This is a genomic window from Micromonospora sp. ZG13 (assembly GCF_059359355.1).
Window position 1 is genome coordinate 325,781 of the sequence record NZ_JCADBQ010000006.1, and the last position, 24,612, is coordinate 350,392.

25 protein-coding genes are annotated in these 24,612 nt (G+C 74.1%); 10 read left to right on the forward strand and 15 right to left on the reverse strand.

Annotated elements, in window-relative coordinates; translation table 11 throughout:
• The 3 genes from AC5L34_RS16260 to AC5L34_RS16270 all read left to right on the forward strand — a co-directional run bounded on the left by AC5L34_RS16260 (position 1) and on the right by AC5L34_RS16270 (position 2,692).
• On the forward strand, positions 1-951 hold the full coding sequence (locus AC5L34_RS16260) for an ROK family protein (protein WP_494825727.1): 951 nt from the start codon (positions 1-3) through the stop codon (positions 949-951).
• Positions 948-1,628: an N-acetylmannosamine-6-phosphate 2-epimerase gene (locus AC5L34_RS16265; RefSeq protein ID WP_441175836.1), complete on the forward strand. Its 681-nt coding sequence runs from the start codon at positions 948-950 to the stop codon at positions 1,626-1,628. Before AC5L34_RS16260 ends, AC5L34_RS16265 begins: the two co-directional genes overlap by 4 nt.
• Positions 1,629-1,723: 95 nt before the next feature.
• On the forward strand, positions 1,724-2,692 hold the full coding sequence (locus tag AC5L34_RS16270; RefSeq protein ID WP_441175835.1) for an acetylxylan esterase: 969 nt from the start codon (positions 1,724-1,726) through the stop codon (positions 2,690-2,692).
• 88 nt (positions 2,693-2,780) lie between these two features.
• Here the strand turns inward: AC5L34_RS16270 and AC5L34_RS16275 are convergent, their stop codons facing one another.
• Positions 2,781-3,224, reverse strand: a complete 444-nt coding sequence (locus tag AC5L34_RS16275) for a DUF6223 family protein (RefSeq protein WP_441175834.1) — start codon at positions 3,222-3,224, stop codon at positions 2,781-2,783.
• Between the two features lie 229 nt (positions 3,225-3,453).
• On the opposite strand from AC5L34_RS16275, the gene AC5L34_RS16280 reads away from it, so the two are divergent.
• Together AC5L34_RS16280 and AC5L34_RS16285 are read left to right on the forward strand one after the other, a co-directional pair.
• Positions 3,454-4,578, forward strand: coding sequence for a sensor histidine kinase (locus AC5L34_RS16280; RefSeq protein ID WP_494825729.1), 1,125 nt, complete (start codon positions 3,454-3,456; stop codon positions 4,576-4,578).
• Positions 4,575-5,237: a response regulator gene (locus AC5L34_RS16285; RefSeq protein WP_441175831.1), complete on the forward strand. Its 663-nt coding sequence runs from the start codon at positions 4,575-4,577 to the stop codon at positions 5,235-5,237. The genes AC5L34_RS16280 and AC5L34_RS16285 overlap by 4 nt, the downstream gene beginning before the upstream one ends.
• Before the next feature lie 76 nt (positions 5,238-5,313).
• On the opposite strand, the gene AC5L34_RS16290 is transcribed toward AC5L34_RS16285, so the two are convergent.
• Entirely contained in the window at positions 5,314-5,721 is a 408-nt protein-coding gene (locus AC5L34_RS16290; protein WP_441175830.1) for a RidA family protein, read from the reverse strand.
• Between the two features lie 70 nt (positions 5,722-5,791).
• Here AC5L34_RS16290 and AC5L34_RS16295 point away from each other — a divergent pair, with 70 nt between their 5' ends.
• The 3 genes from AC5L34_RS16295 (at position 5,792) to AC5L34_RS16305 (ending at position 9,544) form a co-directional block, all read left to right on the forward strand.
• Positions 5,792-6,415: a TetR/AcrR family transcriptional regulator gene (locus AC5L34_RS16295; protein WP_494825731.1), complete on the forward strand. Its 624-nt coding sequence runs from the start codon at positions 5,792-5,794 to the stop codon at positions 6,413-6,415.
• A gap of 66 nt (positions 6,416-6,481) precedes the next feature.
• The gene (locus AC5L34_RS16300; RefSeq protein WP_441175828.1) at positions 6,482-7,198 is read left to right on the forward strand and encodes a carbon-nitrogen hydrolase family protein; all 717 of its coding nucleotides are present in this window, start codon (positions 6,482-6,484) and stop codon (positions 7,196-7,198) included.
• Positions 7,199-7,414: 216 nt separating this feature from the next.
• Positions 7,415-9,544, forward strand: a complete 2,130-nt coding sequence (locus AC5L34_RS16305; protein WP_494825733.1) for a cellulase family glycosylhydrolase — start codon at positions 7,415-7,417, stop codon at positions 9,542-9,544.
• 76 nt (positions 9,545-9,620) lie between these two features.
• Here the strand turns inward: AC5L34_RS16305 and AC5L34_RS16310 are convergent, their stop codons facing one another.
• Positions 9,621-10,892, reverse strand: coding sequence for an MFS transporter (locus AC5L34_RS16310; RefSeq protein WP_441175826.1), 1,272 nt, complete (start codon positions 10,890-10,892; stop codon positions 9,621-9,623).
• A gap of 37 nt (positions 10,893-10,929) precedes the next feature.
• The gene (locus AC5L34_RS16315) at positions 10,930-12,081 is read right to left on the reverse strand and encodes a SagB/ThcOx family dehydrogenase (protein WP_441175825.1); all 1,152 of its coding nucleotides are present in this window, start codon (positions 12,079-12,081) and stop codon (positions 10,930-10,932) included.
• A 506-nt stretch (positions 12,082-12,587) separates the two neighbouring features.
• Between AC5L34_RS16315 and AC5L34_RS16320 the strand changes: the two genes are divergently transcribed.
• On the forward strand, positions 12,588-12,818 hold the full coding sequence (locus AC5L34_RS16320; protein ID WP_494825736.1) for a hypothetical protein: 231 nt from the start codon (positions 12,588-12,590) through the stop codon (positions 12,816-12,818).
• Between the two features lie 118 nt (positions 12,819-12,936).
• On the opposite strand, the gene AC5L34_RS16325 is transcribed toward AC5L34_RS16320, so the two are convergent.
• The 10 genes from AC5L34_RS16325 to AC5L34_RS16370 all read right to left on the reverse strand — a co-directional run bounded on the left by AC5L34_RS16325 (position 12,937) and on the right by AC5L34_RS16370 (position 21,869).
• Positions 12,937-14,235, reverse strand: coding sequence for an SDR family oxidoreductase (locus tag AC5L34_RS16325; RefSeq protein ID WP_441175824.1), 1,299 nt, complete (start codon positions 14,233-14,235; stop codon positions 12,937-12,939).
• A gap of 58 nt (positions 14,236-14,293) precedes the next feature.
• A complete protein-coding gene (locus AC5L34_RS16330) occupies positions 14,294-15,847 on the reverse strand; it encodes a long-chain-fatty-acid--CoA ligase (RefSeq protein ID WP_441175823.1) in 1,554 nt (517 codons plus the stop codon).
• Entirely contained in the window at positions 15,844-16,095 is a 252-nt protein-coding gene (locus tag AC5L34_RS16335) for an acyl carrier protein (RefSeq protein WP_357720293.1), read from the reverse strand. The genes AC5L34_RS16330 and AC5L34_RS16335 overlap by 4 nt, the downstream gene beginning before the upstream one ends.
• A gap of 2 nt (positions 16,096-16,097) precedes the next feature.
• Positions 16,098-16,370: an acyl carrier protein gene (locus AC5L34_RS16340; protein WP_101410912.1), complete on the reverse strand. Its 273-nt coding sequence runs from the start codon at positions 16,368-16,370 to the stop codon at positions 16,098-16,100.
• Positions 16,367-17,377: a hypothetical protein gene (locus AC5L34_RS16345; protein ID WP_441175822.1), complete on the reverse strand. Its 1,011-nt coding sequence runs from the start codon at positions 17,375-17,377 to the stop codon at positions 16,367-16,369. The genes AC5L34_RS16340 and AC5L34_RS16345 overlap by 4 nt, the downstream gene beginning before the upstream one ends.
• Positions 17,374-18,015, reverse strand: coding sequence for a hypothetical protein (locus AC5L34_RS16350; RefSeq protein WP_441175821.1), 642 nt, complete (start codon positions 18,013-18,015; stop codon positions 17,374-17,376). Before AC5L34_RS16350 ends, AC5L34_RS16345 begins: the two co-directional genes overlap by 4 nt.
• Positions 18,016-18,974: 959 nt before the next feature.
• Positions 18,975-19,196: an MbtH family protein gene (locus tag AC5L34_RS16355; protein WP_088999746.1), complete on the reverse strand. Its 222-nt coding sequence runs from the start codon at positions 19,194-19,196 to the stop codon at positions 18,975-18,977.
• A 135-nt stretch (positions 19,197-19,331) separates the two neighbouring features.
• Positions 19,332-20,459: an o-succinylbenzoate synthase gene (menC, locus tag AC5L34_RS16360; RefSeq protein ID WP_441175820.1), complete on the reverse strand. Its 1,128-nt coding sequence runs from the start codon at positions 20,457-20,459 to the stop codon at positions 19,332-19,334.
• Positions 20,460-20,532: 73 nt separating this feature from the next.
• Positions 20,533-21,168: a MurR/RpiR family transcriptional regulator gene (locus AC5L34_RS16365; RefSeq protein WP_441175819.1), complete on the reverse strand. Its 636-nt coding sequence runs from the start codon at positions 21,166-21,168 to the stop codon at positions 20,533-20,535.
• Positions 21,165-21,869 (reverse strand): GNAT family N-acetyltransferase, encoded by a 705-nt coding sequence (locus AC5L34_RS16370; protein WP_441175818.1) that lies wholly within the window; start codon positions 21,867-21,869, stop codon positions 21,165-21,167. The genes AC5L34_RS16365 and AC5L34_RS16370 overlap by 4 nt, the downstream gene beginning before the upstream one ends.
• Positions 21,870-21,967: 98 nt before the next feature.
• Between AC5L34_RS16370 and AC5L34_RS16375 the strand changes: the two genes are divergently transcribed.
• Entirely contained in the window at positions 21,968-23,113 is a 1,146-nt protein-coding gene (locus AC5L34_RS16375) for a M20/M25/M40 family metallo-hydrolase (protein ID WP_441175817.1), read from the forward strand.
• A gap of 108 nt (positions 23,114-23,221) precedes the next feature.
• Here the strand turns inward: AC5L34_RS16375 and AC5L34_RS16380 are convergent, their stop codons facing one another.
• The gene (locus AC5L34_RS16380; protein WP_441175816.1) at positions 23,222-24,304 is read right to left on the reverse strand and encodes an SdiA-regulated/phytase-like domain-containing protein; all 1,083 of its coding nucleotides are present in this window, start codon (positions 24,302-24,304) and stop codon (positions 23,222-23,224) included.
• Between the last annotated feature and the right edge of the window lie 308 nt (positions 24,305-24,612).

Below are 24,612 nucleotides of genomic sequence, written 5' to 3' on the forward strand. Positions count from 1 at the left end.
ATGTCCGAGGCACGCGATCGCGGAGCCGGCGCCGACGAGGCGGTCGCCGCGCTCGACATCGGGGGTACGAAGACGGCAGCCGCCCTCGTGACGGGGCAGGGGCTCGTCCTCGAACGGATCACCGCCGCCACCCCGGGCAGGGCGGGCGCCAGCGCCGTCCTCGCCACCGCCGCCGACCTCGTCCACCGGCTGAGGGCGAGGGCGCCGGGGACACGCGTACGCGCCCTCGGGGTCGGCAGCGCCGGGGTGGTCGACAGCCGGACGGGCCGGGTGCTCTCGGCCACCGACGTGCTGACCGGCTGGGCCGGCACCGACCTGGCCGGGCGGCTGCGGGAGCTGACGGGCCTGCCCGTGGCCGTCATCAACGACGTGCACGCGCACGCCCTCGGCGAGGCGCGTCACGGCCCGGCGGCCGGGCACGAGACGATGCTCTTCGTCGCCGTCGGCACCGGCATCGGCGCCTCGTTCGTCGTCGGCGGCGGCGTGCTCGCCGGCGCCCACAGCGCGGCCGGCCACGCCGGTCACCAGCCCTCCCCGTACGCGGGGTCGCTGCCCTGCACCTGCGGCCGGCTCGGGCACCTCGAAGCGATCGCCGCCGGGCCCGGCCTCGCCGAGGAGTACGCGCGGCGCACCGGCCGGCCGGTCGACGACCTGCGGTCCGTGGCCGCCCGCGCCGAGGGCGGCGACGACACGGCCCGGGAGGTCGTCCGGCTGGGCGGGGCGGCCGTCGGCTCGGCCGTCGGCGGGCTGGTCAACGTGCTCGACCCGCACGCCGTGGTGGTCGGCGGCGGCGTCACCGGGCTCGGCGAGCCATGGTGGCGGGCACTTCGCGACGCCGTACGGCGGGAGACGCTGCCCGGCCTGGCGGACGTGCCCGTGCTGGCCTCGACCCTCGGCGCCGACGCACCCCTGCTCGGCGCCGCCTCGCTCGCCTGGGAGACCGTCGCATGAACGCGCTCGTCGCACAGCTGCGCCACCGCCTGGTGGTCTCCTGCCAGGCGTACCCGGGTGAGCCGATGCGCGACCCGGAAACGATGCGCCGGGTCGCCCTCGCCGCCGCCGCCGGCGGCGCCGCCGGCATCCGCGCCCAGGGGCTGGCGGACATCGCGGCCATCCGGGACGCGGTCGGCCTCCCGCTGATCGGGCTCTGGAAGGACGGCGACGACGACGTCTTCATCACCCCGACGCTCGACCACGCGCTGGCCGTGGCCCGCGCCGGCGCGCACGTCGTCGCGCTCGACGGCACGTCCCGGCCGCGGCCCGACGGCCGTACCCTCGGCGAGACCGTCGCCGCCGTCCACGAGCGGACCGGGGCCCTGGTGATGGCCGACTGCGCCACCTTCGAGGAGGGGGTGGCCGCCGCCGAGGCGGGCGCAGACCTGGTGGGCACCACCCTGGCCGGCTACACGGCGTACACCCGCAAGCAGCCCGGCCCGGACCTGGACCTGGTCGCCCGGCTCGCCCGCGAGGTCGACGTGCCGGTGGTCGCGGAGGGCCGCATCCACACCCCCGCGCAGGCGGCGCAGGCGCTGCGGGCCGGCGCGTGGGCGGTGGTGGTCGGCACGGCGATCACCCACCCCACCACCATCACCGGCTGGTTCGCGTCCGCCATGGCCGGCGCCCGATAGCGACCGGGGCGTACGGCGGCCGCCCCTCGGCCGTCGTCGCCGGTCGCACCCGCACGACGACACCCGACGATCCTGTCTGGCACGGAGGTCACACTGTGGCGCTGAGCGATCTGACCCTCGCCGACTGCCGGGCGTACCGGCCCGAACTGGCCGTTCCCGAGGACCTGGACGCCTTCTGGGCGCGGACGCTGGGTGACGGCGGGGCGGGACCGGCGGCGTACGAACCCGTCGACACCGGCCTCACCCAGGTCCGTACATTCTCGGTCACCGTCCCCGGATACGGTGGCGAGCCCGTGCACGGCTGGTTGCACCTGCCCACGAACGTCGCAGGGCCGCTGCCGTGCGTGGTCGAGTACCTCGGTTACGGCCGAGGCCGCGGCCTGCCGCACGAGAAGCTGTTCTGGGCGGCGGCCGGCTTCGCGCATCTGATCATGGACACCCGGGGCCAGGGCTGGAGCGCCGCCGCCGGCAGCACCGCCGACCCGCACCCTCATCCGGGCGGCACCGTGCCCGGCTTCCTCACGCGCGGCGTCACCGATCCCGACGACTTCTACTACCGCAGGCTGATCACCGACGCCGTGCGGTTCGCCCGCGCCGCGCGGGAACATCCCGCCGTCGACGCCGACCGCGTCGCCGTCACGGGCGTCAGCCAGGGCGGTGGCCTGGCGCTGGAGGTGGCGGCGCTGTTCCCGGGCGTGGCGGCGGCCATGCCCGACGTGCCGTTCCTGTGCGACTTCCGCCGTGGCGTGCAGGTCGCCCTCCGCGGCCCCTACGGCGAGATCGCCGAATACCTGAAGCTGCACCGCGACCGGGCCGGCCGGGTGTTCCGCACGTTGTCCTACTTCGACGCCGCCGTGCTCGCGCCCCGCGCGACCGCGCCCGCGCTGTTCTCCATCGCGATGCTGGACCAGGTCTGCCCGCCCTCGACCTGTTTCGCCGCCTACCACCGCTACGGCGGCGAGAAGGAGCTGCGCGTGTACGAGTTCAACGACCACGAAGGCGGCGAGGCGGCGCATCAGCTCGAACAACTCACCTGGCTGCACAAGGTCCTCGGCCGGCGGTGACGGGGGCGGTCCGCCGATCCGGTCGGCGCCGCGGCCACGGCTGCCCGCGCCGCGGCGCCCACCCCGTCCCGGCCGGTCGTCGCGGCGGTCAGCCGGTGCGCCGGGAGCGAACCATGGCGAGCCCGCCGAGGACCGTGGCGGCCAGCCCCAGCACCAGGGCCAGGTAGGCTCCGCCCCGCCCGTTGCCGGTGCCGATGCCGCTGTCGGCGGTGAGCACCACCACGGCGCCGAGGGCCATGCCGGTCAGCGCCGCCGCCAGGGCCAGGGTGGCGCCGAGCCGCCCGGCGCCGGTGCCGATCCGACTGGTGGGGCGGGCCAGGGCCAGCCCACCGACGATCACGCCGGCCAGCGCCAGCACGCCGGCGGCGGCCGCCGTGAGCCGTCCGGCGCTCATGGCGTACGCCTCGGCGGCCGCCGGTCGGGTCGCCACGTGTGCGGCCGCCGGCGCGGCGAGCCCGAGCCCGCCGAGCGGGGCGGCCACGGCGGCGGCCAGCATCAGCCGGGCCGACTTCAAGGTTCGTGACGAGCTCATGTCGTCTCCTCCTGCGTGCGTCTCGTTGCCGAGCTTCGGATGTCGCCCGATCATGTCGCCGGGCACGCCGCCGGTCGTCGTGCGTACGGATGCGGTTCGCGCTGCCGTGGCCGCCGCAGGCGGCTACCGCGGACGCGGTAGGCGACGGCGCGCGTACCGCGGGCGCGGCAGGCGGCCGCTCGGCTGCCAGGAGGAGTCGCGGGCGGCGGGATCTGGCTAAGGTGCGCCCATGCGCACAGGACGGTCCGGCGTTCCGGCCGGTGTCAGAGACTGGGCGGTCGCCGTCGGCGTGGCGGCGACGCTGCTGGTCGCGGGGCTGTCCGGGGACCGACCCGACGCCGACCCGCTCGGCTACGCGCTGTTGGTGGCCGGCGGCCTGGCGTTGGCTGCCGCACGGCGCGCTCCCGTCGCGGTCCTGGCCGTCACCGGGCTGTGCGCGGCGGGCCACCAGGCGCTCGGCCTCGACGTGCCCGCCGTCGCGTTCCTGTTCGCGGTGTACGCCGCCGTACGGGCCGGGCACCGCGTCGTCACGATCGTGGCGGCGGTGGCGATGCTGGCCGCTCTGCCGCTCGCGGCCCTCGCCCCGCCGTCGGACCTGTCCCTGGGCGAGGCGCTCGTCCGGTCCCGGGGCGCACTGGAGCTGGCCTGGCTGGTCGCCGCCGGGGCGGCGGGCGAGGCGCTGCGGCAGGCCGAGCGGCGCGCGGACGAAGCTGAACGCACCCGGGAGGAGGCGGCGCTGCGCCGCGCCGACGAGGAACGGCTGCACATGGCGCGGGAGCTGCACGACACGCTCACCCACCAGATCTCGGTCATCAAGGTGCAGGCCGAGGTGGCCGTCCACCTGGCCCGCAGGCGGGGCGAACCGGTGCCGGAGGCCCTGCTGGTGATCCAGGAGGCCGGCCGGGAGGCCGCCCGGGAGCTGCGAGCGACCCTGGAGGCGCTGCGCGACGACGGCAGGACCCCGCCGCACGGGCTCGCGCACCTACCGGACCTGGTGCGACGTGCCCGGGTGTCCGGTCTGGACGCGACGTTGACCATCGCGGGGCGGCGGCAGGACTTGCCCGTCGCGGTCGACCGGACCGCCTACCGGATCGTCCAGGAGTCCCTCACCAACGTCGCCCGTCACGCCGCTGCCGCCACGGCGTCGGTCCGCGTCGACTACCGGCCGGACGTTCTCGCGATCCGCGTCGACGACGACGGCAGGGCCACGCCGGACGCGCCCCCGGTGCCGGGCATCGGACTGCTCGGGATGCGCGAACGCGTCACCGCCCTCGGGGGCCGGCTGCGCGCGGAGCCCCGCAACGGGGGCGGCTTCACCGTCCACGCCGAGCTCCCCGTGGGCGGAACGGCATGATCCGCGTCCTGCTGGTCGACGACCAGCCGCTCCTGCGCAGCGGCTTCCGCGCGCTGCTCGACGCGGAAGACGACATCGAGGTGGTGGCCGAGGCCGCCGATGGCGAGGAGGGCCTGGCGCTCGCCAGGGAACGCCTGCCCGACATCGCGCTCGTCGACATCCAGATGCCGGTCATGGACGGCATCGAGACGACCCGCCGCATCGTCGCCGACCCGGCCCTGGCCCGGGTGCACGTCGTCATCCTGACCAACTACGGCCTCGACGAACACGTCTTCCACGCGCTGCGCGCTGGCGCGGCCGGCTTCCTCGTCAAGGACATCCAACCGGAGGACCTCCTGCACGCCGTACGGGTCGCCGCGCGCGGCGACGCGCTGCTGGCGCCGTCGATCACGCGCAGGCTGATCGACAGGTACGTCAGCGAACCGCTCCACGACGGTGCCGAGGCGGGGCTGCGGGGGCTGACGAACCGCGAACGCGAGACCGTCGCCCTGGTGGCGAAGGGCCTGTCCAACGAGGAGATCGCCGAGCGTCTGGTGATCAGCCCGCTGACCGCGAAGACCCACGTCAACCGGGCGATGGCCAAGCTCCACGCCCGGGACCGCGCCCAACTCGTCGTCCTCGCCTACGAATCCGGTCTGGTCGCCCCTCGCAACCGCTGACGTCGCCGGCCCGGACGCCCTCGGGGGTGCGGAGCTGCGCCGCCTCAGGCTTCCGTTCGACCCGTGTCGCGCCGGTTCAGTCGACGACCGCGGTGGCTTCGATCTCCACGAGGAGATCGGGGCCGGCGAGCGCGCTGATGCCGAGCCCCGTGAACGGCGGGGCCGAGGTGACGCCGAGTTTCGCGGCGGCCCGGGCGATCCCCTCCATCAGCGCGGGCATCTTGTCGGGCGTCCAGTCGACGACGTAGGCGGTCAGCTTCGCCACGTCGGCGAAGGTGGCGCCGGCCGCGGCCAGGGCGGTGGCCACGTTGAGGTAGCACTGTTCCGCCTGGGCGGCGTAGTCGCCCGCGCCGACCGTGTTGCCGTCGGCGTCGACGGCGACCTGGCCGGCGGTGAAGACCAGCTTCGTGCCGGTGGCGACGGACACCTGCCGGTAGAGGTCGACCGTCGGCAGTCCTTCGGGGTTCACCAGGGTGATGGCCACGTTTCTTCCTTGTCCTCGAAGCCGGGTGTCCGCCGAAACATAGCACAGCTATGTTATGTATCGTCGTGGCATGGCGAGGACGAAGGATCCGGCGGTACGCACCCTGCTCATCGAGCGCGCCGCGCACATGCTCCGCACCCGCGAACCCGTCACCCTCCGCTCGCTGGTCGCCGGGACGTGCGTGTCGACGATGGCCGTCTACACCCACTTCGGCGGGATGGACGGCATGTGGAAGGCCGTACGGCAGGAGGGCTTCACCCGCCTCGGGGCCCGACTCGCCACGGTGCCGACGTCCCAGGACCCGGTCCGGGACCTGACCGCCCTGGTCGCCGCCTACGTCCACAACGCGTTGGAGCACCCCGACCTGTACCGGGTCATGTTCGACGCCGACTTCGACCTCGAGGACGCCCAGGCGGCGGACGACACGCTGGAGTACCTGGTCCGGGCCGCCGCCCGGGGCGGGGCGGCCGGTCGGTTCCGCGCCGACGTCGAGCCGCTGGAGTTGGCCACCCAGAGCTGGGTCGTCGGCCACGGCCTGGTCTCCCTGGTCGCCACCGGTCCGCTGCCGCGACAGACCCTCGACCACGGCACCGACCTGCTGGCCGCCCTGTTCGTCAGCTCGGGGGACCGGCCCGACGCCTGTCGCCGGTCCGTCGAGGACGGCTGGCGGCAGGTGCTCCCCGTCGGCGGCTGACCCGGCCGTCCGGCCAGGCGCCGACCACGGTCGGCGCGCAGGATCTCGTCCAGCTCCGGAGGGCTCATGCTTCGTCAGCCGCTCGTCGTCGCCGTCGCCCAGCCGCACACCAGGGCGTACGACGTGGCCGCGAACGCGGTCGAGCACGCCGCCGTGGTCCGGGCCGCGCTCGCGCGGGTGGTGGTATTCCCCGAGCTCTCGCTGACCGGATACGAGCTGGACGCGCCCGCGGTCACCGCCGGGGACCCCGGGCTCGCGCCGATCGTCCGGGCGTGTGCCGAGGCGGGTTCCCTCGCGCTGGTGGGCGCCCCCGTTCGCGGCGAGGGGGGCCGCGAGCACATCGCGATGCTGGCCGTCGACGGGGCCGGCGCGCGCGTGGCGTACCGCAAGGTGCACGTGCACCGGTCCGAGGAGCGGTTCAGCCCCGGCGAGGGACCCGCGGTGCTCGACGTGGACGGCTGGCGGCTGGGCCTCGCGATCTGCCGCGACACCCGCTTCGCCGGGCACGACGCCGCCACGGCGGCGCTCGGCATGGACGTCTACGTCGCCGCCGTCCTCGAGCACGCCCGCGACGCCCAGGTGCCCGCCGAGCGGGCCCGGCGCGTCGTCGCCGACCGCCGGGTGTGGGTCGCCGCGGCGAGCTTCGCCGGGTCCACCGGCGGGGGCTTCGAGCGGGCGGCGGGCGGCTCGGCGGTGTGGGCACCCGGCGGCGGACTGCTCGCGCAGGCGGGACCCGACGCGGGGCGGTACGTCTCGGCCACGCTTCGCGACCCGGGTCCCTGACCCCTCGGGCGCGGGGGTGCTGCCGTGGCCGAGGGGCGCCCGTGCCGTCCCGGGAGCGAGGTCGGTCGGCGGGCCGGAGCCGCCTTCCAGATAGAGATACGCCGATTGACAAAGTTTGGAATCTAAACTTAACCTGCGATTCGCGATCGGGTGCCGGCCGCGTTCGGGCGGCACCGCCCGCCGTCCCGTCCCAGCGGTACCCACGCGAGGAGCGTCATGGTCGAGAAACGAGGCACGACGAGTGCAGCCCGATGGCGCCTGAGCCTGGTCACCGGCGTCCTCACGATGCTGGTGGTGAGCCTCGGCCTGACGTTCGCGGCGAGCGCGCACGCGGCGGCCGGCTGCCGGGTGGCGTACTCGGCCAACCAGTGGCCCGGTGGCCTCACCGCGAACGTGGCCGTGACCAACCTCGGTGACCCGATCGACGGCTGGCGTCTGACCTGGACGTTCCCCGCCGGACAGCAGGTGACCTCGGCGTGGAACGCCACCGTCAGCTCCGTCGGCGCCGACGTCACCGCGGTCAACCTCGGCTACAACGCCGCCATCGGCACCAACGCCACGGTGTCGTTCGGCTTCAACGGCACGTGGTCGGGCGCCAACACCGCCCCCGCGGTGTTCGCCCTCAACGGCGTCACCTGCACCGGCGGCGTGGGTCCCACCACGGCCCCGCCGACCACGGTCCCGCCCACCACGGTCCCGCCCACCACCCCGCCACCGACCACCCCGCCGCCGACCGGCGACCCGCTGGCCTACGTGGCCGCGATGCAACCGGGCTGGAACCTCGGCAACACCTTCGACGCGGTCGGCAGCGACGAGACCGCCTGGGGCAACCCGCGCGTCACCCAGGCGCAGTTGGACGCCGTCCGGGCGCAGGGCTTCAACAGCATCCGGATCCCGGTCACCTGGAGCAACCACCACGGCCCCGCGCCGGCGTACACGATCGACCCGGCGTGGTTGAACCGGATCAAGGAGGTCGTCGGCTGGGCCCTGGACGACGGCTTCTACGTGATGATCAACATCCACCACGACTCGTGGCAGTGGATCAACGCGATGCCGACCGAGCGGAGCACCGTCCTCAACCGCTACAACGCGCTCTGGACCCAGCTCGCGGCCGCGTTCCGGGACGCCTCGCCGAAGCTGCACTTCGAGAGCGTCAACGAGCCGCAGTTCGCCAACAGCTCCGGCGACGCCCAGAACGCGCAGCTGCTGCACGAGCTGAACGCGTCCTTCCACCGGATCGTGCGGGCCTCCGGCGGCAACAACGCCACCCGCATGCTCGTCCTGCCGACCCTGCACACCTCGGCTGACCAGGCCCGCGTCGACGAGCTGGCGAACACCTTCACCCAGCTCGACGACCGCAACCTCATCGCCACCGTGCACTTCTACGGCTACTGGCCGTTCAGCGTGAACGTCGCCGGCGGCACCCGGTTCGACGCCACCGCCCAGAAGGACCTGACCGACGCCTTCGACCGGGTGCACAACGCCTTCGTGGCCAGGGGCATCCCGGTGGTGATCGGCGAGTACGGCCTGCTCGGCTTCGACCGGCACACCGGCACCATCCAGCAGGGCGAGAAGCTCAAGTTCTTCGAGTTCCTCGGCTGGTACGCCAGGACGAAGAAGATCACCACGCAGCTCTGGGACAACGGACAGCACTTCGACCGCACCGCCCTGCGGTGGAAGGACCCCGAGCTGTTCGCGCAGATCAGGTCGAGCTGGACCACCCGCTCCGGGACGGCCTCGTCCGATCAGGTGTACGTGCCGCGTACCGGCTCCGTCGCCGCCCGGTCGCTGACGCTGAACCCGAACGGCACCACCTTCCAGGGGCTGTACCAGGGCGGCACCGCCCTCGTACGGGGCAGCGACTACACCGTGTCGGGCAACCAGCTCACGCTGACCGCCAGCGCGCTGACCCGGCTGGTGGGCAACCGGGCGTACGGGGTGAACGCCACCCTCCAGGCGCGGTTCTCCGCCGGGGTGCCGTGGCGGATCGACGTCGTCACGTACGACCCTCCGGTGCTGTCGAACGCGACGGGGAACACGACCTCGTTCGCCGTCCCGACCCAGTTCCGCGGTGACCAGCTCGCCACCATGGAGGCGAGGTACGCCGACGGCCGCAATGCCGGCCCGCACGACTGGACGCCGTTCAAGGAGTTCGACGTGGCCTTCGCCCCCGACTACCCGGGCAACCGCATCACGCTGACCGAGGCGTTCTTCGCGGCGGTCGACGACGGTGCCCGGGTGACCCTCACCTTCCACTTCTGGAGCGGCACGACCGTCACCTACCACGTCACCAGGTCGGGTGGGAGCGTCACCGGCGTCACCGCCGCCGCCGTCCGGGCGGGCTGACCCCGGCACCGGTGTCCCCGTCGGAACGGGCCGTGGCCGCGAGCCGGTCACGGCCCGTTTCCGCGTACCCGATGGATCATCCGCTGTGGTCGTTGCCAACCGGCGCTTCGCCGCGGCGCGCGCGGGCGGGGTCGCTGAAGGTGCTGACCCCGGGGACCAGCAGCGTGACGGCGCTGGCCGCGGCGGTCAGGACGGCCGCCGCGAGGAGCGTGGGCCGGATCCCGAACGCCGCGACGGCGGGCCCGGTGAGGGCGTACCCGACCGGCAGCAGGGCGAAGGCGCTGAGTTGATCCAGGGCGAGGGTCTTGCCGAGCACCTCGGCGGGGATCTCGCGTTGCAGGGCGGAGAGCCAGTAGAGGAAGTAGATCTCCACGACGAATCCGCCGACCGCGAAGCAGACGGCCGTGACCGGCAGCGGCAGGGCGAAGGCGAGGCTGCCGGGCAGGGCGGCGTACGTGGTGAGGGCGAGCATGCTGACCGTGCCGGGCCGGCGGGGCCGCCACCGGCCGGCCAGGGCGATGGCGGGCAGCGCGCCGGCGGCGGCAGCGGCGAGGACGAACCCGTAGGCGAGCTCGCCGCCGAGGCGGTCCGCCGCGATCAGCGGGAGCAGCGTCAGGCTCGGCGCGGTGCCGGCGAAGAGCTGGACCGCCACGGCGGCCATGACGGCGGCGACCCAGGGGCGGCGCCGGACGGTGGCGATGCCGGCCCGGGCGTCGGCCAGGACGCTGCTGCCGGGCCGGTTGCCGGCGGCGATGTCGCGTACGCCCAGCACCGCGAGGGCGCCGGTCGCGAAGAGGAGGGCGGCCAGGCCCAGCGCGGCGTGGATGCCGATGGCGGTGACGATCGCGGCGCCGGCGAGCGCCCCGAGCAGGGTCGCGGAGCGCTGTACGGCGGAGACCAGGGCGTTGCCGCGTTCCAGCAGGGCGGTGGGGAGCAGCGCCGGGACCAGCGAGCGCATCGCCGGCCGGGACAGCGACTCGGCCACGCCGGACAGCGCGGTGACGATGCCGAGCGCCGCCAGGGGCAGATCGTCGAGGGCGAAGAGCGTGCCGAGGACGATGGCGGTGCGCAGCGCGTCGGCGGTGAACAGGATCCGGGGCCGCGAGACGCGGTCGGCGAGGATGCCGCCGGCGAGCAGGCAGACCACCAGGGCGATCGCCCGGCCGGCGAGGATGACGGCGATGGTGCCGGCGCCGGCCCCGAGCTGCACGGCGTGCAGCGCGAACGCCACCGGCAGGATCTGGTCGGCGACCGCTCCGGCGGACTGGCTGGCCCACACCCGCAGGAACCGCGGATGCTGGCTCAGCTTCTCCACCGGCACGGTGGCCGGGCTGGTGGCGGCGCTCATGGCGTACGACGGGGGACGCCGGTGCGGTCGGTCGCGCTCATCCGAGCTGGTCCTCGCCGGCCGCCAGGTCGGCGGGTGACCGGTGCGTGCTGGCGGCGAGGCGGGCCGGAGGCGGGTACTCCGGCCCCACGGGGCGGATGCCGTCGCCGGGAGCGGGATTGCCGGCGGAGAGCAGGTAGGTGGCGAACTCGTGGTCGCCATCCACCCCGAGCATCGCCTCGACGCCGCTGTCGTGGAACGCCACCGTCTGGAACGGCGCCAGGCCCAGTGCGGTGCAGGTCAGCGCGAAGGTCTGACCGTAGTGGCCGGCGTCGAACATCCACAGCCGGTAGGCCCGCGGGTGCCGGTACTTCCAGGACAGGCGGGCGGCGACGGTGGTGGTGAGGCAGGTGAAGGCCCCCTGGTAGGAGGGCTCCTGCTCGTAGGCCAGGGCGGCGATGCGCTGCCGGTCGACGCTGGCGTCGAGCAGTTCGAGGCGGTGCACCTCGGGAGCGTAGTGGTAGAGGCCGGGCGGCACCCCGGTGACGTCGTAGACGGCCACGTAGCACTCGACCTCGTGCCGGCCGCCGGCGGAGGCGCTGATGCGCCCCTGCTGCGGGCCGAAGGCGCCGCCGTCGAGGAAACGCTGGGGCGCGAAGGTGCAGGCCAGCACGGTGGCGAGCGCGTCGATCCCGACCGGGGTCCCGGCGAACGCGCGGTGGGTGCGCCGGGCGGCGAACACCTCCTCGACGGGCGAACGCAGCGGCAGGGCGCGCCGGGGGAGGTGCACGGCCGGGGCGTGCGGGTAGCGCTTGAAAGGTGCCGGGGGCTCGCCGTCGGCGACGATCTGCGCGGCGGTGGCGTCCCGGCGCGGCGAATCCACGAGGTAGTTGGCGTCGCGGGCCTCGATGTGCATGCGGGACGCGACCGGACCCCAGTGCTGCCAGACGGGCGGGGTGGCGTCGTCGTCGGTGTCGGCCACGAGGATGCCGGCGTCGCGGAGCTGGTGGAGCGCCCGGGTGGCGGCCTCGGCAGCCTCGTCCCCGAAGTGGGCGGCGACCTCGTCGACGTCGGTGTAGTCGTCCAGGCGCTGCAACAGGGCGAACAGGTCGGGGGTGACGCGCAGCCATCGGCGCTGGCCGGGCAGGGCGACCATCAGCGCATCGCTGTCCCAGCGGCAGATGAGCTGGTCGCGGCGGCGTACACGCATTCCGATGCCTTTCCCACGCACGATGAACGGAAATGGTGCCGGACCCGCGTGCGGGTCCGGCACCGGGCTCGTCAGACGGCCCCGTGGTTCAGGACTTCCTCGTTCGTCTCGACGATCACGATGTCGAAGGCCATGGCTCGTACCTCCTCTCCGGCGCGGTGGGCTCGTGCACCCCTGGACGGGACCGTCTCCGCCGGCTTTCGAGACGGGCGTACGGGGGAACCTCAGTGCCGCGGAAACGCGTTCGGGATGGCAGCCGGTCGGCTGGCGCCTGCGGCAGGGGAGTCGTCTTCGGCGGCTTTCGTGGAGCCCGTCGAGAATGCGGAACAGGTCTGCGGTCGGCGCACCGTCATGACAACTCCTCCCATCCGTTCTCGCTTGCGACATAAAGAAGGTAGCGAATGCGTTGACGCCTTGCCAAGAGGTCGATCGCCGTTCATTCGCCGACGTGCAGCAGAAGTCGATGAGAATGCGAGGCGGCCGTGAGGAATCCTCCAGGAGGCGGCGTGGAACAGGCGCAAAGGCGGCAGAGAGCGGCCTCCGGGCAGGCAATTCCCGACCGGTGGGCGATGAATGGGCCATTGGTGTGCGCGACGGTTTATGGCGAGGGCGGACGCCGCGAAGATTCCGTTCGTGAAGCTCCGTCGCAATTCGGGGCCACGCTGCGCACCGACGCGTTCGGCCCGGAATTCGGCCGCTCGACGCCGTCGCCGGCCGCGTTGACCTGGCGACGCTAACCAGGGCCGGTGACCGGGTCGGAGGCGCAGGCCAGCCGGTCGCTCCGGCGCGGTGAAAAGCAGCCGGCCGCTGCCCACCCGGAGGGGGAAGCGGCCGGCTGCCGGGAGAGGCGGGGCGTCAGACCGCCCCGACGGCCACCGGCTCGGGGGCGGGAGCCGGAGCGGGGACGCTCGCGCCGACGGCGACGGGAGCCGGCGTGTTCTCGGGCAGGTACCTGCCGAGCTTGCGGATCCGCCTGGCGTTGTTCTCCATGACGTCGATCGACGGCAGGTCGGCGTCGATCCGCACCGTCGTCGGGTTCGACGCGGCGGTGTGGATGTTGTTCAGCAGGGTGTGGAACGACCGGGGGAACAGGGAGCTGACGAACTTCGACTGCTGCCGGCCGCGCCGGATGCTGGCCACCGGCTTCGACCAGTCGATCTGACCGGGCCGGAAGCGGTGCTGGCGGACCAGCTCGCGGCGGAACGTCGCCCACGGCACCAGCTTCAGCTTGAACCGCTCGGCGATCTCCTCGGTCGTCACGGGGGTCACCGGGTAGCTGATCACCCTCGGCGCGCTCGACAGGGCGTTGGCCACCACGGACCGGGCCAGCACGTCGCCCGCCACGACCGGGCTGGTGACCTCCGAGTCCCAGACCATGCCGAGCTGGAGGATGTGGGAGATCATGTTCCAGAACGAGTACTCCATCCCGGGGTCCTTGAACCCGGTGCCCGGGCCGCCCAACGCGAACGGCGCCTGGTAGATGTGGATCGGCACCCCGTCGCGGTTGGCCCGCAGGCTGATGTGCTTGACGACCCACTTCATCCGGCTGTAGCCGGTGTAGAAGAAGCTGTTGCGGTAGAAGTCGCGCCACTGCTGGTAGACCTCGCTGCCGACCGAGCCGATGACGTGCAGCGTCTTGAACCGCTTCTGCAGGCAGAACTCCGCGAGCCGCAGCGTCGGCAGAACCTTCTCCTCGCGGTACCGGGAGTAGGGGTAGTCGTGGGTCGTCGCCCCCGCGGCGTCGATGACCACGTCGACCTCGGTGAGCAGCTCGTCGTACGTGGCGGGGTCGAGGCCCATCGCCGGGTCCAGGTAGCTGCCCTCCAGGACGGACAGCTTCCCGCTGTCGGGCAGCTCCAGCTTGTACTTGCGCAGCTGCCGGGCGATGCGGTCCTCGCCGGACTTGTCGCCCTTGCGGCGTACCAGGGCGTAGACCGTCGCGACGCGGGCGTCGCCGAGGAGTTCGCGCAGCATGTGCATGCCGACGAAGCCGTTCGCGCCCAGCAGGAGCACGTTCTTCGGCTCGTCGTTGCCGCGACGCGGAAGTCTCTTCGCGACCGTCCGCGGGTCCTCCGAGTAGCCGAGCGAGATCCGGTTGGGGTTACCCATCGAGAGCGCGATGCGGTCGCTGTTGTGTCGCAGGAAGATGTGCATGGGTCCGCCTTTGCATGAAGGGTGAGGGTCGTGGAGCCAGAACGGGACCGGCGGGCCGTCAGGCCACGCGCCGCTCCAGGTGCTGCCAGAACCTTTCACGCAGCTCCCGGCGGAGGAGCTTTCCGCTGGGGTTGCGGGGCAGCTGGTCGACGAACTCGTAGCTCGCCGGGATCTTGAAGTCGGCGATCCGCCCCCGCAGGAACGGGGTGAGGTCGCGGGCGGTCACGGGTTGGTCGGGGTGGGTCACCACGAAGCAGTGCACGACCTCGCCCCAGTGCTCGTGCGGCACGGCGACAGCGGCGGCCTCGACCACACCCGGGTACGCGCTGACCGCGTTCTCGATCTCCGCCGGATAGACGTTCTCGCCGGCCACGATGATCGTGTCCTTGATCCGGTCGCGGACGAACAGGAAGCCCTCGGCGTCCAGGTAGCCGGCGTCGCCGGTGTGCAGCCAGCCGTTGACCAGGGTCGCGGCGGTGGCCTCGGGCAGGCCCCGGTACTCGATCATCCGCGCCGGGGTGGACAGGCAGATCTCGCCGACCTCGTACGGCGGCAGGACCCGGCCCGTACCGTCGATGATCTTCACACCGAAGCCCGGGTACGGCAGACCGGCCGCCTGCATGCGCGGCCCGCCGACGACGTGCGCCGACGGCGGCAGGCAGACCGCGGTGTTGCCGCTCTCCGACAGGCCGTAGATCTGCGCGAAGTCGCAGTCGAACATCTCGATGCTGCGCGCGAGCAGCGCCTCGGAGATCGGCGACCCGCCGTAGACGATCTTGCGCAGCGAGACGAAGTCCTCCCGCTTGGGCCGGGGCGGCGCGAGCATCATCTGCAACTGGGCCGGTACGACGCACGCCGTGGTGACGCCGTGCCGGCGGATGAGGCGGACCGCCTCGTGTCCGGCGAACACCCGGACCGACACGTTGGTGATGCCGGCGCTGAAGCCCTGGATCGACCACCAGAGCCCACCGATGTGGAAGCCGGGGATGCCGATCAGGCTCACGTCGTCGGGACGCCAGTCGATCCAGTCCAGGCCCTCGGAGGCGAGCGCGTCACGCACCGCGAAGAAGCTGCGGTGGGCCAGCACGACGCCCTTGGGATTGCCCGTCGTGCCGCTGGTGTAGACCTGCGCCAGCGGCTGCTCCTCGGTCCAGGACGGCTCCAGATCCCCGTCCTCGTCGCCCTGCCAGCCGGTGAAGTCGGCCAGCGACACCACCTCGCGCAGCTCGGGCAGGTCCGGCCGCAGCGCCTCGGCGGTGTCCAGCAGGTCCTCGTCACAGAAGAGGACCGTGCTGCCGGAGTCGCGCATGATGTGGCGGATCTCGCCGGCGCGCAGCCGCCAGTTGATGGGCACCAGCACGGTGCCGGTCTTGGCGCAGGCGAACAGGACGTCGTAGTAGTGCTCGGACTCCTTGCCCAGGTAGGCGACGCGGTTCCCGGCCGTCGCCCCCGCGCGCCGCAGGGCGTGCGCCGTCCGGTTGCTCGACCGGTGCAGCTCGGCGTAGCTGACCGTACGGTCCTCGCAGTGCACCGCCGGGTGCTCCGGGCGCTGCGCGGCGTGGAAGGCGACGACGTCGTGCACGGTGCGCAACTGCGGGTGGTACGCCCTCATCGGCTCGTCCCGTCCGGGACCGCCAGCGTCTCCTCGAGGTAACGCACGATCGCCGAACCCGACGCCAGGGCCGGCAGCAGGTTCGGGTCGATCTCGATGCCGAACGCCTTCTCCAGCGCCATCATGAGCTGGATCTGGCGCAGCGAGGTCCAGCCCGGCACGGTGTCCGGGTCCAGCCGCTCGGGCAACTCGCCCGGCGCGACACCGAACACCGAGGCCACCACCTCGCGGACACGGGTCTCCAACATTGCTACTCCTTGGGTGTCGCGCCGGGGCCCTGCCCCGGGGTGAAGAAACGTCGCGTGATCCGCGAAATCGTGCGGAAGTCGTCCGTGCTCACCTCGTCGAGGGAGATCTCCGTGCCCAGCTCCGCCTCTATCAGGTAGAGCAGCTCGACGAAGTGCATCGAGTTCAGGACGCCGGTGTCCACGAGGTCCTCGTCGACCCCGACCGAGTCGATGTCGGGGCATCTGGCGCGCAGGAACGCGGTGAGGAACTCGGGAACCGTCTCGGTCGTGCTCATGACCCCTCCTGGGGGCGCGTCGGTGCGGGGAGGATCTTCGTGGTGACCCGGGCCGCCGTCGGTCCGCCGGCGCAGCGGTGCGCGGCGACGGTCCCTCCGGTGGACAGGCCGGTCGGGATGAGGCGGTTGGTGCGCAGCGCGACGGCCGGGTCGCGCAGCAGCGGGTTGGCGTCGCGCACGGTGGCGGAGAAGAGCGCGAAGACCGGGTCGATGACCTTGGTCGCCCCGTCGTCGTCCTCGACCTCGACCCACGCGTGGACCAGGTCGAGCATGCCGACCACCCAGCCGATCCGGGTGACCGCCGCGAAGCCGGCCCGGTCGCAGAGCCCGGCCAGGTACCGGCTCGCCGAGTCGCAGCTCGCCACGCCGCGCGTGGTCACCAGGTCGACGTCGTCGCTCAGGGCCTCGGGCAGCTTGACCCAGCGCAGGTCCATGGCGGCGAACTCGGCGGCGATCGCGCGCAGCTCCGGTGAGCGCAGCTCGGCCCGCTCGCCGCGGGTGTGGACGGTGGCGGTGACGGCGAGCTGCGACGCCGTACGGGTGACGGTGTCGTCGTCCGGCCCGACCGTGCCGCCGGTGGGCTCGACCGTCAGGTCGTGCACCGCGCCGCCGCAGCGCTCGGGGCGCGGCAGGGCGAGCACGCTGGTCGGCTGCGGGCCGCACGCGTCGGCGGCGCACGCGACGCTCAGCGCGAACCGGGAGGCGCGGGGCGAGAGCAGCTCCTCGGTCGACGCGCGCATCCACCGCAGCGAGTAGGCGAAGGCCTGCTCCGGCACCGTCGTGCCGGTACCGGAGTACAGCGCCAGGTTGAACAGGTCGCGCGAGTCGAAGCGTTCCTCGCCCGCGTCGCCGCTGGCCGGGAGGCCACGGTCCAGCAGCTCGGACAGCGTGTGGTCGTCGCAACCGAGCACCTGCCGGGCCGTGACGCGGTCGACGTCGTCGAGCCGGTGCTCCGGCGGGACCGCGAAGAGCGTGTCGAGCCCGCGACACAATCCGGCCGCGGTCACGACGGAGCCGTCCTGTCGCGCCACATCGTCTTGATGACGCTCCCGGTGCTCAGCACGTACTCGTCGACCGAGGTCCAGCCGAGCATCTCGTTGATCTGCACCTGCTCCGGGCCGGCCGAGGTCTCCAGGTAGCCGGGCAGGCCGAGGGCGTCCGCCCGCGCCTGGCCGGCGCGGATGAGGACGTAGCCGACGCCGACCGAGTCGACCCGCCGGCCGAGCACCGCGAACCACACGTGCGGGCGGCTGGGGCGCATCCGGTCCAGCGCGTTGGAGATCCGGACGGCGTGCACCACGGCCCGCGGCCCGGCCAGCAGGCACGCCACCGAGCGCAGCGCCCAACCCCACCACGGCGTGGTGCGCTCGTCGCCGTAGAGGACGAGGATCCCGTCGAGCCGGTCGGCACGGTACGCGGCGAGGGTGATGCCCGAGCTCATCAGCTGGGCGATCACCAGTTCCGCCAAATAGAGGGCGGTCAGCGCCGACCGGCGCTGCCACCGGGGCAGCGAGCCGGCGGCGGCCCAGATGGCGCCGTCTTCGTACGCCTCGGCGAGCAGCCGCGCGCCCGCCCACAGCTGTCGCCACCGGAGATTCCGGACCTCGAGCCGGGGCTCCGGCCGGGCGATCGTCTGACTGTTCACATTGCACCCCACGTCCCGCACGCGAGCCCGCTGACCTGGGTGAATTTAATGGTCTTGGGTAATCCGCCAGTAACAAACGAGGTCTCTGCGACGGGCTGCGCGCACCCGGCCGCCCGCCCCGCGCGGGGCCCGGGGCAGCCGTCCCGGCACCCGCTGCCCGGGGCTGCCCGCCGGGCCGCTCCCTTCCCCGGGTCGGGTGCGGATCGGAGGCTGAGCCGTGTCGCGTGACGACGTCGGGAGCCCGCCCGAGCAGCACCGCGTCGAGTCGGTGCCGGCGTGATCGTCGGCCACTGGGAGGTCGTCATGGCCGGTGGCCGGAGCGTCCACCGCCTGGGCCCTCGCGCCGTACGCCGGGCGCGTCCTCGCCCTGGACGCCTCGCGGACCACCGCGATCTGGCCGCGGCAGTCCACCTGGGACCGCTCCGGCAACCTCGCGCGGGCCGAGCGGGGCCTGCTGGGGACGGTCCTGGCCTGCGGGGCCCCGCCCACCTACGACGACACCCAGCGCATCGGCGACGAGGTCGTCGAGCGGTCTACCCGCGCGAGGACGTCTACTCGTGCCGGATGGGCGTGCCCCGCGAGGTGCTGGACCCGGCGCTGTTGGCCGCGGCGCACAGCCGGGGCAACGTCACCGTGCTGCGCCCGGCCCGGGTGCGGGACCTCCGGGGCCCCGGCGAGGTGTTCCTCCGAGAACGCGTCGCCGGCGCTCGGGTCGCGCGTGCCCCACCGCCGCACGAAGTCCGCGTACGGCGGCCGGCGCGGCGGGTCGGGCTCCCGGCCGGCCCGGCGCGCGGCGTAGTCGGCGGGCGCGCGTCCCGCCGCCGCAGGTCCGACGCCACGGTGGGCGGCACGACCTGCGCCACGCCGTGCTCGCCGTCGACTTCGAAGGCCGTACGTTGCACGGCGAGGGCCGGATACCGCCGGAGGCTGCCGTTCCTGCGCCCTCGTCCGGTGCGGCGTCAGCCGGTCGCGGCGTGCTCGTCCATCCAGCGCCGCAACGACAGCGGCCGCATGTCCGTCCACACCTCGTCGATGTGGGCGAGGCACTCGGCACGTGTCCCGGTGGTGCCCTCGCGCCGCCAGCCGGCGGGCAGTTCCCGGTCGTCCCACCAGATCGAGAACTGTTCCTCGTCGTTCACGACCACCGCGTACGTCCGGGTGTCGTCGTCGTCAGCGCTCATCGGACCCCCTTCGCCGGAAGGATTTCAGCCACGTCGATCGCGTGTCAAGGAATCGGGGGCCACCGGGCAGGCGATCGCGGTGACCAGGCGTCCCGGTGACCGCCCGTGGTGCCGGTCAGGCCACCCGGGCGACCGTCACGCCGCGCCCGCCCGCAGCACGAGCCGGTCGGTGGTCCTCTCCTCGACGTACGGCAGGTCGGCGTCCCAGCCGAGCCCGGGCGAGTCAGGCACCGCGACGAGGCCGTCGGTGCTCACGATCGGGCGGGTGGTGACGTCGCGGGCGTAGTACTTGTCGGAGCCGGAGACGTCGGAGGGCAGCGTGAAGCCGGCGAGTGCGCTCAGCGCGACGTTGGCGGCCCGCCCGATGCCGAACTCGTGCATACCGCCGCACCAGACCGGGACACCGTGCTCGCGCGCGAGGTCGTGCGCCCGTACGGCGTGGGTCAGCCCGCCCATCCGCGAGACCTTGACGTTGAGGACGCGTACGGCGCCCAGCCGCAGCGCGGTGACGAGGTCGTCCACCTCCTCGACGGACTCGTCGAGACAGACGGGGGTGTCGATCCGCTCCTGGAGGGCGGCGTGCGCGACGAGGTCCCGTGGCGCGAACGGCTGCTCGATCATCATCAGGCCCAGGCCGTCGAGCGCCTCCAGGACGGCCCGGTGCCCGGGGACGTCCCGGTAGGCGCCGTTGGCGTCGACGTGCAGCGGCACGTCCGGGTGCGCCGCGCGGACGGCCCGTACGGGCTCGACGTCCCAGCCGGGCGCGATCTTGAGCTTGATCCGGCGGTAGCCCTCGTCTACCCGCAGCCGCACCTGCGCGAGGAGGTCGTCGACGGTGGGTTCGATGCCCAGGGAGACGCCCGCCTCGACGGTGCCGCGCGAGCCGCCCAGCGCGTGCGCGAGGGAGACGCCGTTCGCGGTCGACCACAGCGCCCAGGCGGCGATGTCGAAACCGGCGCGGGCGAAGTGGTTGCCGCGTACCTTGCCGAGCGCCGTGGCCAGCTCCGCCGGGTGCGCCCAGTCGGTGCGCAGCACCATCGGCGCGAGGTGGTCCCGGGCGACCGCCCAGCAGCTCTCGACGGTCTCGGCGCAGTAGAACGGCCCGCTCGGCGACGCGATCTCGCCCCACCCCACTGCGCCGTCGGTGTCGGTGAGCGTGACCAGGACGTGCTCCAGCTCGCGCTTGGCGTGGGAGCTGGTCTGGAACCGGCGCACGAGCGGCAGCCGGACCCGGCGCAGCTCCACCACCTCGATCCGCCTCACGACGCCCCCTTCCCGTGCTCGGCGTGGCCCCGGGCCGGCCCGTGGGCGGCCTCCGCGCCCCGCCACCGGCCGGTCACGGCCGCTCCGCGTAGAGACCGAGCTCGGCGGCGAGGGCGTCGCGCTCGCGCAGGCGGCGACCGGCGCCCTTCGAGCTGGCGATGGTCAGGGTCGCGAGCAGGTGCAGCGCGAGCACCACCGAGGTGGGGGAGTTGGCGTACGAGGCGCTGTCGGCGCCGATGACGATGCGCGCGGCGGCGCTCTCGGCCAACGGCGCGTCCTCGGCGTCGGTGACGAGCACCAGCCGACCGCCGTGGCGGACGTACGCGGCGGCGACGTCGATGGTCTCGCGCCGGTAGCGCGCCATGCAGACGGCCACGAGCAGGTCGCCCTGGCGGATGTCGCCGAGCACGTCGAGGGAGCGCAGCGCCGCGCCGTCGACGAGGTGTACGCCGGAGAGCCCGGCGCTGAGGTCGGCGGCGAGCAGGGACGCGAAGCCGAGCGACTTGCCGTGGCCGAGCAGGTACCGGCGCCGGGCCGACACGATGAGGGCCGCGGCCCGTTCGATCGCGTCCTGCTCGGCGGCCCACGCCAGGGCCCTGGCGAACTCGGTGCGTTGCTGCTCCAGGACCCGCTGCTTGAGCACCTGCGCCGACCTGCGCTGCACGTTGCGGTCGAAGCGCTCCGCGGGCGTCGATCTCGTCGTGGTCATGTCTCGTCCCGTTCGAACAGGTAGCTGACGCGGCCGGGGGTCCGGGTGCGCCGCACGACGCCGACCAGCCGTCCGCCCGTGGCGAACCGGTCGGCCAGCTCCCGGCGCAGCCGCGCCCGCTCGTCGGGCGCCCGCGCGGCCGTACGGTCGTCGGCGGGGGAGTCCACGGCCGCGTGCCCGGGGGCGGGCGTCGGCGTGCTGCCCCGGGCGCGGTCGAGGTCCCAGCGGACCAGGACGCGGTCGCTGCCGCCGTCGTCGTAGAAGTCGGGCAGGAAGCGGATCCCGACGGCGCCCAGCACGTTCAGGTTGAAGTGGGCGTTGCGCAGCGCGTACGGGTCGAAGGTCCACCGCATCGTGTGCACGCCCGCGCGCCGGGCGGCGTCGGCCTGGGCGTGCTTGAGCAGACGGCCGACACCGCGCCCCTGGACCCGCGCGTCGACTACGGCGGCCTGCGAGTAGTGGTAGAGCTCGCCGTGCTCGACGCCTGTAAAGCCGTAGCAGAAGCCGACGAGGCAGCCGTCCTCGTCGAAGGCGCCGATCGCGGTTCCGGCGTTCTCGCCCAGCGCGGCCAGGAGGCGGGGGCTGACGGCGTGCTCGGGACCCTCGTAGCCGAAGACGCTCCGGTAGAGCGCCGACGCCGCCGTCCGCTCGGCCAGCCCGGCGAGGTCGCGCGCCACGATGCCGCGGGTGTCATCGGCCATCGCGCCTGCCCTCCTCCCAAGATAGCGATCGTATGTCTGCCAGGCTGCCGTAACGTCCGCTCGTTGACAAGGTCTTGGTTCGATCATAGTGTCCGTATGTGTCGTCGTCGTCGCATCCCGGTCCCGCGCTCGCCGCGCTGCGCCGCTACACGTTGCACGAGTCGCCGACCGGCGACCGGCGGGCGCTGGCCGCGCTGGCCGACGTGCTCGACGCGGACGCCGCTGACGCCGGCTTCCACACTGCCCGGGAGCCGCACCCCGACGGCGACCATCTGGTCTGGACCCTCCCGGCGTGCGGGGTCGCGGGCGGTCCGCTGCTGCTGCTGACCCACTACGACACCGTCTGGCCGGTCGGCACGCTGGCGGGCATGCCGTGGTCCGTCGAGGGCGACACCGTCCGCGGCCCCGGCGTCTACGACACCAAGGCCGGGCTCGTCGCACTGCTCGCGGCGGCGGCGCGCGTCGTACGCGAGGGCGCCCCGCACCCCGAGATCAGGGTCGTCGTCGTCGCCGACGAGGAGATCGGCTCGCCCACCGCCACCGGGCTGGTCCGGGCCGAGGCGGGCCGGGCCCGCGCGGTGCTCGGCCTGGAGCCGCCGCATCCCGGCGGCGACCTCAAGACCGGCCGGCGCGGCAGCACCCGGGTCCGCATCGAGGTCACCGGCGCCGAGGCGCACGCCGCGCTCGACCCTGACGCCGGGGTCAACGCCATCGACGAACTGGTCGATCAGCTCGTGCGGGTCCGCGCGCTCGTCGCGGGCCGGCCGGTCCTGCTCAACACCGGCACCGTCGCCGGCGGGGGCCGGACCAACGTGGTCGCCGGCGCGGCCCACGCCGACCTCGGCCTGCGCTTCACCGACCCCGGGAACGAGGACGCCGTCCTCGCCGGCCTGGCGGCGCTGCGTCCGGTACGCGGGCGCGCCCGGCTCGCCACCCGGCTGCTGTCGCACCGGCCCACCTGGCAGCCGGACGAGGCGGGGGCGCACCTGCTGGACCGGATCGTGGCCGTCGCCGCCGGCCTCGGTCAGCGCCTCGCCGGTCGCCCGGCCGACGGCGCCGCCGACACCAACACGACGGGCGCGCTCGGCCGTCCCACCGTCGACGGGCTCGCCCCGCCCGGCGGGGGCGCGCACGCCCGGCACGAGTGGGTCTCGGCCGCTGGCCTCGGTGCGCGCGCCGACCTGCTGGCCGCCCTGTTCACCGGCCTGCACACGGCGGGCCCGTCCCACGGGGACGGTGCCTGACCCGGCGCGCTCCCGGGAGCCGGGGCGGCGGGCACGACCCCGTGGCCCGGGACCGGGACGGCGGGCACGACCCCGGCGCCAGCGCGCGGATCAGCGCCGCGTCCTCGGTCAGCGCGACCGGGAACGCCGCGCGCGGGCCAGCGCGACCAGCCCCACGGCGATCAGCGCCAGCCCGAGCGCGCCGGCCGCCACGAGGTAGGTCCCCAGGGCGCCGGAGCGGCCGGTCCCGTCGCCGGCGGCGCGGACCGTCGGTTCGGGCGCGGCGGGCGACGTGGGGGACGCGACGGGCGCCGGCAGCGGGTAGCGCAGGACCGTGGGCAGCGTCCCGGGTGGCTGGTCGGCCGTCTCGGACACGGTCAGCAGGGACTGCCCGTCGCGGCTGTAGGTGACCGACTCGCCCTGCGGCTCGTCCGGCAGCGCGACGACCCGTGGCGTTCCGCCGGTCAACGCCGAGACCACGTCGCCGTCGCTGACGTCGAACTCGTACGCGTCGGCGTACGTGCGCAGGACCACCCGGCGTCCGTCCGGCGCGGTGGCGGCACCGGTGACCGCCGTGCGGCCGAGCGCCCCGAACGGGTTGCTCGTCGTGGAGGCCGGCAGCCGGGCCTGCCCCACCTTCTCCAGCCTCGCCGTCGTGCCCGGGCGCAGGGGGGCGCTCGGGGCGTACAGCGTGGCCGAGTACTTGGTCACGACCAGCGGCCGGTCGTCGGCGGTCACCAGCAGGGCCTCGGCGTCGTGCGGGCCGTCCGGGTACGCCATGCGGTACAGCACCGGTCGGTCGGCACCCGGCGGCAGCTTCCACACCGCGATCGTCTGCCGGGAGCGGTCGTTGTCGCCGGTGTCCGCCACCCAGACCGTGCCGTCCGCTCCGACGGCCAGGTCCTCCGTGTCGCGCGGACGCGACGGATAGGACACGCTCCGTACGACGGAGCACCGCTCGTCCAGGAAGAAGATCCGGCGGCGGGCCTCGTCGTCCGCGCCGTCGTTGACCATGACGAACCCGCCGTCCGTGGCGACCATCCCGGAGATCTCGCTCAGCCGGCCGCCGCGCACCTCGCACACCGGCGTCGCGGGTGCCGGCGCCGGCGTCGGATTGGCCACGGCCGGGCCGGGGGCCGTCGTGGCGGCCAGGACGACGACCGCCCCCGCCGCGACCCGTAGCCTCCGGGTCCCGTTGCCTCGTCGCCTCACCAGTAGTCCCCTCGGTGCGGGCCCGCCCCGCCCGGCAGCGGCGGTTACGCGAACCGGTGTCCCGCTCCTGCCGGACCGGGCGCCGCGTCGTGTGTCGTCACCGGCCGCCGTCCGCGCGGCACCGGTGCGTCGCCGACCCCGGACGCGAGCAACGTCCGGGCGCCTGACCAGGGGGTGAGTGTATGACCCGGGGGCACCACGCCCGGCACGGCCCGCCGGTGCGACGCGACCCGGGCCGCCGCCGTGACCGCGCGGGCCGCGACGGGCGCCCCCACCGCCCGGCACCGGCCGGCCGACGGCGGCGTACG